The sequence below is a fragment of the Halothiobacillus neapolitanus c2 genome (assembly GCF_000024765.1).
GTDB classification, from domain to species: domain Bacteria; phylum Pseudomonadota; class Gammaproteobacteria; order Halothiobacillales; family Halothiobacillaceae; genus Halothiobacillus; species Halothiobacillus neapolitanus.
Genome location: NC_013422.1, coordinates 188,671 through 200,719 on the forward strand (window position 1 = coordinate 188,671; position 12,049 = coordinate 200,719).

Below are 12,049 nucleotides of genomic sequence, written 5' to 3' on the forward strand. Positions count from 1 at the left end.
GGCGCCTATGAGCGGGTTCGACGGGATGACTTCTTTGGGTATGACTTCTCTGGGCCTGACCTCTTTGGGTATGGCATCTCCCTGGTGGTTGCTGGCACTGCTGCCGCTGCCTTGGGCGTTCGCGCCGCTAAAGCGTTACCTCACCCACCGCCCCGCTGCCATCATGCTACGCCACCCCTTGATTGTTGATCATCAGCACACGCCGCCACCGGCACGCCGCGCTGGCTTGATCGTTGGGTTGTGGCTGGCCAGCTATGCCGCTTTGGTGATCGCGCTGACCCATCCGGTATGGCAGGGTGAGTTTCTGCCCGCCCCCCCACCAGCGCGTTCCATCCTGTTGTTGGTGGATGCCAGCCCGAGTATGCAAGCCGAGGATTTTCCTGCCGGAAAAGATCGCTTTATTGCGCGTATCGATGCGATGAAACAGGGCTTGTTGCGCTTTATCGCGGCCCGACCACAAGATCGGTTTTCGGTGATCGTGGTGACTAATTCAGCGGGCACCTTGGTGCCGATGACGACCGATCATGCCGTGCTCGATTACTGGATTCGCCAGTTACGCGCTGGCATCAACGGCTCGGATACGGCACTTGGCGATGGCTTGGCCATGGCAATTCGCAGCATTGCCGCGCAAAGCCAGGCCGGTCAGCCCGCGCCCTTGCTGGTGGTCTGGACCGATGGGTTCAGCACCGGCGGCTTGATGACACCGGCCGAAGCGCTGGCATTGGCACGCGCCTATGGCATCAAGCTGTTTACCGTCAATCTCGCCCCCAAAGGCAGCCCGCCCGATCAAGGCCAGCCTAGCTTGGCGCAATTGGCCGACTTGACCGGCGGCAAGCCGATTTTAGCGAGCGATCTGGCTGCGATGAATGCTGTGACCGACCAGATTGCAGCGAGCGTTGCGCCAAAATCCGCCACCCCGACCGAGCGGCGGCACATTCCCCTGTATGCCGGTTTTGTGATTCTGGCCACGGCGCTCTTTTTATGGGCGCAGATTCTATTATGGCGTGAGCCAGAGGCAGCGAGTTGAGCATGTTGTCATCAACGGCCAATATATTCGGGCTGCACGACGTGCTTGTGTGGTTGTCGCAGCGCCCGCTTGTGATGCCGCACTTGGCCGAACCGCTGTGGCTTGGCCTACTGCTGGTGCCCTTGGCGCTATTCATCTGGCGCTGGCGCGCGCGGCAAAAAATACTCAACTATGCCGATGAATCCTTGCAACACTGGGCGATGCAGCGCGCGTCGCAAGCGTCAACCACTTGGGCTGGTCGCCTTCGAGGTCGATTGATCCCGTCTTTTTGGCTGCTGTTCTGGTTCTCGCTGGCGCTCACACTGGCCGGGCCTCAGGTGATGAAAGCCAAGAATGAACAGTTGGCGACACGGCCACCGGTGCTGTTTGTGGTGGATGACACTGCTGCCATGAGCGTGGCGGATGTCAGCCCGAATCGTCAATCACGCGCTACCGCCCTGCTGGAATTACTTGGGCAAGCGCTCAACACGCATCGCTTGGGCTTGATGATCGATAACGGCGAGGCAGGATTGCTGCTGCCGCCCACGGGCGATGCGAATCTGTTCGCGTTTTATCTCAAGCAATTAGCGCACTTGGCCCATCCTTTGGCCGTGCCGCATCCCGATCGTGCGTTTGACTGGATTGCCCAGATGCCTGACATGCGCGGCGGTGTGGTTGTTTGGTTGACCAGTGGCGATGCCAACAGTTTTCAAGGCGCCTTGGGTAGCCGTGAACTGGCCGCCGCACAGGCATTAAACAAAGCCGACGTGCGCTTGATTGCCGTAACGGTCGCCGGAGCCGGTGGGCCACTGCTTAAAGATGGCTTGCCCTTGAAAAACACCCAAGATCAGGTGATTACAAGCCAGCCCGCGCCGCAACGGGTGGCGGAGTTGGCGAAGCTGACCGGCGGCGCGGCCACGCAAACCCATACATTACCGCAGGATGTGGCGTTTATCCGTCAAGCGGTTAGCGCCGTGCCCAACCGCGCCCCGGATAAAAACTCAGCCAAGGCGCAGCGCTCCTTGCATGAGCTGCCCTTGATGCTGGCTTGGTTGAGTTTGCTGGCTCTGGCTGCACTATCGCTTGGGCTCAAGCCGCTGAACGGGTTTGTGGCTCGGCTGCTTCGGCCAAATAAGACAAAACCCCCGATCGCTGCTTTCCTTTTAGTGGCAATCCACGGTGCGCTGATGTCTGCACTCGTTGCCGGGTTATCGTTCGCACCGAGCGGCGCTTGGGCTGCCGATAAACCCAATCATACTGCCGCAACCTTTATGAGTCGTTCAGCCGATGATGCAGAAGTGGCTGCCGGTAATCGTGCGCTCAAAGCGGGCTCATACGCCCAAGCACAAGTCGCCTTCTCGGCCGCCAAAGGCTACGCCGCGCGTTTCGGTGCGGGCTTGGCCGCGTTTCGACGAGCCGATTACGCGTTTGCGGTCGATCAATTACAGATGGCCGTTACCTTGGCGCACACGCCAACACAAAAAGCACAGGCCGCGTTCAATCTCGGCGATGCGCTCACTCTCGCGGGGCGCTATGCCGAGGCCCGCGACGCGTTTACCTATGTGCTATCCATCAAGCCGCCTGATGAAACCCTTACAGCCGCCGCACTGACCAATCGCGGCATTGTGCAAAAAATGCTGCAATCCTTTGCGAAAAATGGCAAAAACAGCACGCGTTTCCAGGGTCATCAAGCGGCAAAATACGGTTATTTCAAGGATCCGGAAAAAAGCCGAATGGATAAAGAAATTCAAAAATCCCAGGGCGCGAGCGCGGGCTCGTCACAAGCATCGACAACCGCAACCCAGCCCACCACGCCGTTTGCCCTGAATGCGGCGACCGAGAGCAGCGCCCGCTCCAAATTGACTTTGATTCATGATGCGCCCGCCCCGTTGCTCGATGGCCTATTGCGCCAGCAGCCGTACCATCTGCCGACCCTCACCGCGCCGGGCAAAAATCAGGCAATGCCAGCAGGTGCGCCATGAGTTGGGTTACGTGTATCTCTATGCCAGTATTTTGGGTAAATATTAGGCGGTTCTTTCTGCTCTTGGTCTTCGCCGGTGGTGGGTTAATGGGGCAACCAGCCTGTGCCTTTGATATACCCACGCCACAAAATCAACCCAAAACCATCAACACGACACCATTCGGCGTGCCGCAAGATTTTGGCCCCGTTACCGCCTTGCCGCCGATAACCGATCTGGATACCCAATCCGGTGCGGGGCATTTGCCCGACGGTATGACGGTGCAAACCCGCATTACGCCCATGCCCAACGCCACGGCCAATGGATTTTTAGAGCGCGCGCCGTTTTTGGTCACGCTTACCATCACCGATCGCAATAAAACATTGGCCTCCTTGACCCTGCATCGTCCTTATGGCGAGCATATTCAAACGCGACGCATCGATATCGATCAGCAACTGCGCTCAATCGATGGCCGCATGGCAAACGTGCGTGTGTACCGATTCGCCGTCACACCTCTGGCGGCGGGCGACATCGAACTCAAATTCGCTGAGATGACCTTCCGTGAAGTTGGCGATTCGGCCACGCGCTACGCATTCATTCCCGTGGCCCGAACGCTTACGGTGCGCCCTTTGCCGGGGTTTTGGCCCGCCTATTTGCCCGTGACGCCGAGGCTTGCGATTTCATCGGAGCCACTTCCGAAGTTGGCTGCGGGCCAACCGGTGGATTGGGTGCTGCACATTACCGGCCAAAACCTCACGACGTATGCCTTAAGCAAATTGTTGGACGAACAATTGATCGGCACCGCTGCACTCGGTGTGGGCCATGCCGAAATTCGCCGCGCGACCGACGACAAACCCCCAGCGGATGATCCGCTGGCGCAGACTTTCACTGTGCGCATCTCGCTGTTACCCGATCCACAGGGACAAGGAGACACCAACGGAATGCTACCCGAATTACGCTTGCCGTTTATCGATAGCACAGTTGCCGATCCCGGTCAGCATATCAGCGAGACAGTGCTGCCCGCGCGTTCCATTAGTTGGCCCGCCCCGGCCAGTGCCCGCGTGTTAGATGCGGTGCAATTTTGGTGGTGGCGCGTTTTGCTTTTGCTCGTGGTGGCTTATGGTTTGGGTTATGCGCTGAATGATGCGCGAAAACGGTGGCAGCGACGTTGCCAGCACCGAGCCGCTCAAGTTGAACTGGCCGAGCTGGATACGCCGAGAGCTGTTTTGCATCGATTGCGCCAATTAACGGGGGAATCGAGCATCAAAGGCATGATCGAGCGCGCGCCCAATCCAAGATTTATCGCCGCACTACAGGCCCTTGATGCGGCCTGTTATGGCAATAGTGATGGACCCGTATCGGAAAACTGCTTGGATAACTGGCCGCAAACGCATCAGGAATTGGTGCGCTGGCTGCCGAAAGTGTTTTTCAATGCACCACGTCCAACGGCATCTGATTAGTTCAACCCGGGTCCGTTCTTGCTGCCATCGCATTTTTTCTGATTGGGATGTTTGGCGCAGTCGGTGGCGAGGTTGATGTCCTTGCTTAGGTAGTAGTCGTAGAATTCGTACGCAGTCCCTTGGATTGAGGTAATGCGCGAGCCATCCGGCGCAAGGAACAGAATATAAGGCACACCGCGAACTTCCAGCTTGTTGGCAAGATGGGGGTAATCGTGTTCTTTACCATCAAGGCCGATGTATTTGGTGTCGCCATCCACCAACACACGGCGAATGAGCAAGCGGCCTTTGAATTCAGGATCAAGTCGCATCGGGATCAAAAATTGATTGTCTACCTGCACACAATATCCGCAGTAGCTGGCATGAAAGAAGATCATCATGGGGATCTTTTTCTCACGCATCACGGCAAAATCGGCGGGTAAATTAGTGAGATGATCGACATAGGCGACATTACCGACCATTTCGACACCGCTATCGGAGTCGCCCCCGTTTTGCGCAGCGGCATAAACGGGCGTTGCGATAAAAAATGCCGTCATGAGCAGCATAAGCGAGAACCTGCGCCGTGCAGATGCGCGGTGGTGTGTTGGCATTTTGGTCATTTGATCTCCCCCGATCATTGAAATTGGGCTTTGCGCCTCGAATGATGTACTAAGTTTTATTATGTAGCCCATGTTCAAGCAGAGGCTCCGCGCCGCACAAGGCTGCGCCAGCATGAACGAACGGTTACGTGATTACTCATGAAGAAAATCAAAATTTTTTGATTTTGACCCCGGAAATTCCGTAACGGAATTCTTCTGCGGTTCTTATACTCTCTTATAAGATAAAAATTTGATAGAGCCACTTGATTCGCGGACTGAAAACGAGCAAAGCCCGCAGTGAGCGGGCTTTGAAACACGGTAAACGAATGCAATGCAGCTTGGATATCAACCCATTTTAACGTAAGAGCTGCACCAGCCTTTACTCGCGACATCTTTGCCAGGGAAAACGGCGCATGGCCCCCAATCGGCTTTGCGATCGCCTTGATACAGTGCGCAGTTATCGCAGGCGTCACCCGACTGATACGCCGAACTTTTGCTTTCAGAGGCAACTTCCACGTAGTTCAACGCCTTGGCTGTCGGATCGGAAGGCGACAGGTGCGGTAAGTCAGCGGCTACGGCCAGGCGCGCCATGCCCATGCCAGCCATTGGAATGAGCACGGCCGATTTAACGGCAACGCTCAGAAAATGACGACGGGTTGGCGAAGAGGCGCTGTCAGAATGATGAGTACTCATGTTCAATCTCCTGTGTGCTTTTTAGTGCCCTTATATACTAGATTGTTTTGCTACCTTTTTCAGCCTTACTCCCGATTTTTTGTTCATCAGGCCATACTGTTTGCCATATCGCCGTTTCTTATCGAGGAGCCTCATGTCTTTTACTTCCAAGCAGGACGATTCAAACTGGTATCTAGAGCAGACGTTGGCCTATGCCGTTGCTGACTTGTGTCTGCCCGCTCAAGCAGATCGGGTGCCGAATCCGCGAATGATCGCCTGGAACGAATCACTGGCGGCCGAGATGGCACTTGATTTGCCCAGCGAAGAGACCAGGGCACAGATTTTTTCGGGAAACATCATACCCTCAGGCGCAGCGCCATCGGCCCAAGCCTACGCCGGGCATCAGTTCGGCAATTTTGTGCCGTTGCTGGGCGATGGTCGGGCTTTGCTGCTGGGGGAAGTGATCGATCGCCACGGAAAACGGCGCGATATTCAGCTCAAAGGCGCGGGGCGCACGCCGTTCTCGCGCGGCGGCGATGGCAAGGCGGCGCTTGGCCCGGTGCTGCGAGAATATCTGGTCAGCGAAGCCATGCATGCCTTAGGCATTCCGACGACACGCGGCTTGGCGGCGGTGACCACCGGAGAGACGCTGTGGCGCAAGGGCGAGGTGCCGGGTGCCATCCTCACAAGGGTGGCGGCAAGCCATATTCGGGTGGGCACCTTCGAGTTTCTCGCCGCGCGCGGTGGGGATGCCGTTCGGTTAAAGCAGCTCGCCGATTACGTCATCCATCGTCATTATCCTACCTTGAAGGACAGCGCCTTGCCCTATAGTGCGCTGCTCGAAGCGGTGGTCGATGCGCAGGCAAATCTAGTGGCGCGCTGGATGTCGGTCGGGTTCGTGCATGGCGTTATGAATACCGATAACACGAGCATCGCGGGCGAAACCATCGATTACGGCCCCTGCGCGTTCATGGAGGCCTATCACCCGAAAACGGTTTTCAGCTCGATTGATCTGCAAGGGCGTTATGCCTACGGCAATCAACCGAATATCGCGCGCTGGAATCTGGCGCGCTTTGCGGAAAGCCTGCTGCCCTTGATCGATACGGATGGGGACGCAGCGATCGCTCAGGCCAATGCCGTGCTGGCTGATTTCCCCGGGCGTTATTCCCAGCATTGGTTGGCGGCCATGCGCCCCAAGCTCGGTTTGAGTAGCGATACGGGCGTGAGCGATAGCGCCGATACGGAGCTGATTCACTGGTTCCTGGCGGCCATGCAGTCCGAAAGGGTCGATTTCACGAAAGGTTTCAGGCAACTATCGACGGTGGTGCGCGGTAATGTAGAACCGCTGCGCTCGCTGTTCAATGGCTCGGCAGATTTTGCCGACTGGCTTGAGCACTGGAATACGCGTATAGCGCAGGAAAAAGGCACGGCCGATGAGCGTGCCGAACGCATGGATGCCGTGAACCCGGTGATCATTCCGCGCAATCATCAGGTAGAAGCGATGATTGAAGCCGCGGTGCGTGAGGGTGATTTTTCGCCTTTTCACGCGTTGCTCGCGGCGGTCACGCATCCGTTTGAAGATCGCCCCGAGTGGCAGAACTATTGCGAACCGGCACCCGCGTCGTTTGGACCGTTCACCACATTTTGCGGCACCTGAAAACCGCCGGTATCACCGAACAGGAATGAGCTGCGTCTGCCGCTGCCGTTTGGCACGAATATCCAGGCCGCAAGCCAGCGCCAACAGGATCAATATCAGGCTCAAACCGATCACATAACGCCAGAACAGCGGGTAGGTCATCTGGATTGGAATGGTGAGATAAATGAGCACCACATGCACGCTGAATACCGCCAAACTATGGCGCCCAAGGCAGGCAAACGGTTTCGGTAGTGCCCGTGCCCAGGCGGGCCAATTCACCTTGCGCGCCAGATACAGCAGCGTCCAGAATGTGTAGATCAGCGCGGCGATATTGACCAGCCGCAGCCAGGCCAGTTCGTGCCGATCCACCCAGGCGGGGTTCCAAAAGGCGGGCATGGCAATCAGCTCATGGCGAAGCCCAAAAAACAAAACCACCGCGACCATGGCGATGAGTGCGAGCACGATCTGCGGTTGCCGAGGCAGGCGTCGCTGGAACATGAGAACGCCCAGTGCGGTACCAAAGAAAAACAAAACCTGCCAAGTCAGCGGATCGAATTCACCGACCTGAAAGGGAAAGCCCATGCCCAAAGAGTCAGCGATGGTCGTACGCCAATGCCCACCACCGACTACCTGCGAGAACAACCACCAGATAACCAGACTGACACCCAATACCAGCCAAACGCGCCCGGCGACTAATTGACGGATGATCCCCGGCGCGATAAGCACAAACAGCGCGTACATCGGCAGGATATCGAGCAGCGGCGGTTGGTAGATGAGCAACGTGCCGAGTATCAGCCCCAACGCGGGCGCCTCGGCGATGAATTGTGCGTGGCTACGCCAGTCATCTGCCCAGCCGTTAGTGGCCCAAGTGTAGAGTGCAACGAACAGCAACAAACCCAGGTGACTGAGGTAGATGAGCCAAGCCCGTTTGCGCGCCTTGACGGCCATTGAGGCGGGGTCGCGTTGCTCGAGTTTGGCGTAGACCAGCCCGAAAACGGTGCCGGAAAGCAAAACAAAGCCCTCGGCATTGCTGAAAAATCCCAGTGGTTGCCACATCAGCCATTCGAAGGTGGGCCCAAAATGCCCAAGCGTGATGCCGATCAACATCAGTCCCCTTAGAAAGTCCAGATATAACAATCGGTTGGTTTGGGTTGGTTGAGTCGGCGTGTGGCTCATGGCGCGGGTTGTTCCGAAGGGTGTTGGAGCGGATTGCGAACGGGAGATTAGTGCGTTTTTTACCCGTTTCCCGGGGCAAAAAGTCCGGCTGCGATTTGAAATTTGGCGCTCATCGCGTTAACCTCTTGACTCATTTGAATTAACGCAGCCGCCTTTTTGGGTGTAGCTGACGAAATAAAATCATGACTTTAGACTATCGAGAACCGCGCCTTGACGATGGGGCGCGCATTCATCAGATGGTGCTTGAAGCGGGTACGTTGGATGTCAATTCGGCCTACCTTTATTTTCTGCTCTCGGATCATTTTCGCGACACCTGTGTGGTAGCCGAATCTGATTCGGTGCTCTGCGGATTTCTTACCGCATACCGCTTGCCCCGTGCGCCAGATACTTTGTTCATCTGGCAGGTAGCCGTTCACCCCGACTGGCGTGGACAGGGCATGGCTTCCGGTTTGCTCGAAGCGCTCACCGGGCGCGCCTGGTTCGACGACATTCGTCGAGTCGAACTCACCATATCCCCTGATAACACGGCTTCTCAGGCGTTGTTCCGTCGTTGGGCGGCGCGGCTGGATCGCCCACTCACGGTGTCGCCCTACCTTTCTTCAGAATTACTCAACGCAGGTCAGGACACCGGTCATCAACCGGAAGATCTTTATTCGATCGCGTTGAGATGAGCCCCTTTACTTTCACTATCCGAGGAACCCTTTATGGACATTGATCTGTTCGAAAAATACGAATCTAATGTACGCGGTTACATCCGTTCCTTCCCGACTATTTTCACCCGTGCCAAAAACGCGACAGTTTGGGACCACCACGGCAAATCGTACATTGATTTTTTCGGTGGCGCGGGGTCGCTCAACTACGGCCACAATGATCCTGCCGTGCAAGAAGCGATGATCGACTATATCCAGCGCGACGGCATGTTGAACGCGCTGGATAAAGCGACTGATGCCAAATATCACTTTATCAAGAAGTTTCAGGAAACGATTCTGCTGCCTCGGGGGCTGGACTACAAGATCCAGTTCGTCGGCCCCACCGGTACCAACGCCGTGGAAACCGCGCTGAAACTGGCGCGCAAGGTCAAACAACGTTCAAAAATCGTCGCCTTCACCAATGCCTATCACGGGCATACGCTCGGTGCGCTCGCCGTGACCGGCAACGAGTTTTATCACGACGATTATTACGGCGTGCCACTGAACGTCACCAAGATGCCGTTTGATCAGTATTTCGATGAAGATGATCAAATGGACAGCATCGACATGATGCGGCGGTATTACGAGGATGGCAGCTCGGGTTACGAAGTGCCGGCGGGTATTATTGTCGAGACGATTCAGGGCGAGGGCGGTATTAACGTCTCCAGCATCGAATGGCTCAAAAAGCTCGAAAAAATGTGCCGCGATCTGGACATACTGCTCATCATCGATGACATCCAGGTCGGCAATGGCCGCACGGGTAATTTCTTCAGCTTCGAGCGGGCGGGCATCACGCCAGACATCATCACCATTTCGAAATCCATCGGCACGGGCCTGCCCATGGCCATCGTGCTGATGCGCCCCGAAATCGATCAGTGGTCTCCGGGCGAGCATACCGGCACCTTCCGCGGCAACAGCCTCGCGTTCATCGCCGGGGCTACGGCACTCAAGCGTTGGGACAACGATGAGTTCGCCAAGGAAATTCGTCGCAAAGGCGAATGGGTCGAGAAACGTTTTCGAGCGATCAAAGCCCGTTTCCCGGATCACATCAGCGATGTGCGCGGTTTGGGCATGATTTGGGGGATTGAATCTTCAATCGAGGGCTTCTGCAACGAAGTTTCCCGTGAAGCCTTCGAGCATGGCTTGCTCGCCGAGACGGCAGGCGCGACGGATCAGGTCATCAAGTTTCTCGCCCCGTTGACCATCTCCCAGGCGGAGCTGGACAAGGGGCTGGATATCCTGGAAGCCGCGATTGAAGCGACCGCCGCAAAACATCCCACAACCAAGCAAGAGGTTACAGCATGATTGTTCGTCGATTGACGCCCGATATTTTGGGTACTGAGCGTGAGGTAGAAGCCGAGAATGGCAACTGGGTCAGCCGCCGGTTGGTGCTGGCCGATGATGGCGTCGGATTCTCCTTCCATGACACCATCATCCGTGCCGGAACCGAAACCTACATCCATTACGCCAACCACATCGAGGGGGTGTATTGCGTTTCAGGTAATGGTGAAATCCACGACATTGCCAACGACACCACGCACAAGATCAGCGACGGCATGATGTACCTGCTCAACAACCATGATCGGCACTACCTGCGGGGCGGCACGGAAGACATGCGCCTGATCTGCGTGTTCAATCCGCCGTTGACCGGCAAGGAAGTGCATGACGAGAACGGGCATTATCCGTTGTTGTTACCGGGTATCGATTAATGAAATCCTGAATAATTTCATCCTGAAATTTTCAGAGGACGAAAATCAAAAAATGTGATTTTTTATTTTCTTCATGAACAATCACTTGAGTGATCGTTCATGGCGGCACATCCCTATGCCGCACGGAATCTCTGATTTCATCAGAGATTCCTAAACAATCGAGGATGCCTTCAGCGCTTGTTTTTTGAGCGTTCAAACGCCCGAGCTGATTAGCCTCGGGCGTTTTTTTATGGGTTCAGCAATACGGCCAGCCACTCGTCCATCAACGATTCACTAACGGCAACAACCGCTGATCGTGGCGCAAGTTTGAGTTCATCATCCAGCGCGTCACGGTGGCCATCGAGCGCGGCCGAGGATGCGCCCGCTTCCAGTGCGATCAATTGCCCTGCGGCGTAGTCCCAGGGTTTTTGTTTGCCATGCACATAAACCTGAACACGTCCGGCCGCGATCCAGCACCAGTCCAGAGCAACCGAGCCGATGGAACGCTGCGAAGCATACGGTGCATCTCCGGCGAGACGACACGCCAGCATTTTATTCAGGCGTTTGAAATCGACGATGGCCAGACAGCGCGCCAACGGCAACGCGGGCAGTGTGCGTACATCCAGGCGGGTTTCGTTGAGGAATGCGCCGGAGCCGCGACGGGCGTGAAAGAGCTCATCGCGTTCGGGATCGTAAACGAGTCCGGCAATGACCCGACCGTGCTGAAGCAACGTGAGTGTGAGCGAGAACACCGGGAAGCCCGCACGGAAATTACTGGTGCCGTCCAGCGGATCGACGACCCAGAGCGCCTGTTCTCCTGCAAGGCAGCGTGCCCAGGCAGCATTTTGTTCTTCGTCGGTCATCTCTTCGCCCAGAAAACCGATGGCAGGGAATCGCTCGGCCAGCCAGTCCTGAACGGCCGCTTGAACCGCGTGATCGACAGCCGTCACCCAGCTGCCATCCGCCTTGGTTTCGACCTCGGTTGCCGCCATGCTCATGTGCTGGCGGGCAATCCGGCGCATGGCTTCGCAGGTTTGAGGCCAATCGGCAGACCAATTCAAGCCCGAATCAACGGCTGGTAGATCTGGTTGGTTCGATGTCATCTGGGTTTTTCCGGCCGATAAAAATGGGAGCGTACGATAACAAATCGAGATGCTGTCGATGAAACTTCCACTCTTGCCCAGTGTTG

The 12,049-nt window shown here is 56.3% G+C and carries 11 protein-coding genes; 7 read left to right on the forward strand and 4 right to left on the reverse strand.

Translation table 11 applies throughout. The features are described from left to right. The first annotated feature begins 7 nt into the window (after positions 1-7). The 3 genes from HNEAP_RS00910 to HNEAP_RS00920 are packed head-to-tail and all read left to right on the forward strand — an operon-like array spanning position 8 to position 4,424. Positions 8-1,027 (forward strand): VWA domain-containing protein, encoded by a 1,020-nt coding sequence (locus HNEAP_RS00910; RefSeq protein WP_012823086.1) that lies wholly within the window; start codon positions 8-10, stop codon positions 1,025-1,027. Between the two features lie 2 nt (positions 1,028-1,029). Beyond that, the gene (locus HNEAP_RS00915; protein ID WP_012823087.1) at positions 1,030-2,988 is read left to right on the forward strand and encodes a hypothetical protein; all 1,959 of its coding nucleotides are present in this window, start codon (positions 1,030-1,032) and stop codon (positions 2,986-2,988) included. Beyond that, positions 2,985-4,424, forward strand: a complete 1,440-nt coding sequence (locus HNEAP_RS00920; RefSeq protein WP_012823088.1) for a DUF4381 domain-containing protein — start codon at positions 2,985-2,987, stop codon at positions 4,422-4,424. Before HNEAP_RS00915 ends, HNEAP_RS00920 begins: the two co-directional genes overlap by 4 nt. On the opposite strand, the gene HNEAP_RS00925 is transcribed toward HNEAP_RS00920, so the two are convergent. Together HNEAP_RS00925 and HNEAP_RS00930 are read right to left on the reverse strand one after the other, a co-directional pair. Next, positions 4,421-5,020 carry a thioredoxin family protein gene (locus HNEAP_RS00925; RefSeq protein WP_012823089.1) on the reverse strand — a complete coding sequence of 200 codons (600 nt, stop codon included), beginning with the start codon at positions 5,018-5,020 and terminating at the stop codon, positions 4,421-4,423. The two genes, HNEAP_RS00920 and HNEAP_RS00925, sit on opposite strands and share 4 nt — an antisense overlap. Positions 5,021-5,344: 324 nt before the next feature. Then, positions 5,345-5,692, reverse strand: coding sequence for a high-potential iron-sulfur protein (locus tag HNEAP_RS00930; RefSeq protein ID WP_012823090.1), 348 nt, complete (start codon positions 5,690-5,692; stop codon positions 5,345-5,347). Between the two features lie 133 nt (positions 5,693-5,825). On the opposite strand from HNEAP_RS00930, the gene HNEAP_RS00935 reads away from it, so the two are divergent. Then, positions 5,826-7,328 (forward strand): protein adenylyltransferase SelO, encoded by a 1,503-nt coding sequence (locus HNEAP_RS00935; protein WP_012823091.1) that lies wholly within the window; start codon positions 5,826-5,828, stop codon positions 7,326-7,328. A gap of 12 nt (positions 7,329-7,340) precedes the next feature. Here HNEAP_RS00935 and opgC read toward each other — a convergent pair whose 3' ends face one another. Then, positions 7,341-8,483: an OpgC domain-containing protein gene (gene opgC / locus HNEAP_RS00940; protein ID WP_012823092.1), complete on the reverse strand. Its 1,143-nt coding sequence runs from the start codon at positions 8,481-8,483 to the stop codon at positions 7,341-7,343. A gap of 182 nt (positions 8,484-8,665) precedes the next feature. Between opgC and ectA the strand changes: the two genes are divergently transcribed. The 3 genes from ectA to HNEAP_RS00955 are packed head-to-tail and all read left to right on the forward strand — an operon-like array spanning position 8,666 to position 10,881. Further along, complete coding sequence (ectA, locus tag HNEAP_RS00945; RefSeq protein ID WP_012823093.1) at positions 8,666-9,154, forward strand: diaminobutyrate acetyltransferase; 489 nt, start codon at positions 8,666-8,668, stop codon at positions 9,152-9,154. Positions 9,155-9,187: 33 nt separating this feature from the next. Continuing rightward, positions 9,188-10,477, forward strand: a complete 1,290-nt coding sequence (gene ectB, locus HNEAP_RS00950) for a diaminobutyrate--2-oxoglutarate transaminase (protein ID WP_012823094.1) — start codon at positions 9,188-9,190, stop codon at positions 10,475-10,477. Then, positions 10,474-10,881, forward strand: a complete 408-nt coding sequence (locus HNEAP_RS00955; protein WP_012823095.1) for an ectoine synthase — start codon at positions 10,474-10,476, stop codon at positions 10,879-10,881. The genes ectB and HNEAP_RS00955 overlap by 4 nt, the downstream gene beginning before the upstream one ends. A gap of 227 nt (positions 10,882-11,108) precedes the next feature. Here the strand turns inward: HNEAP_RS00955 and HNEAP_RS00960 are convergent, their stop codons facing one another. Next, positions 11,109-11,963: an inositol monophosphatase family protein gene (locus tag HNEAP_RS00960; protein ID WP_012823096.1), complete on the reverse strand. Its 855-nt coding sequence runs from the start codon at positions 11,961-11,963 to the stop codon at positions 11,109-11,111. Between the last annotated feature and the right edge of the window lie 86 nt (positions 11,964-12,049).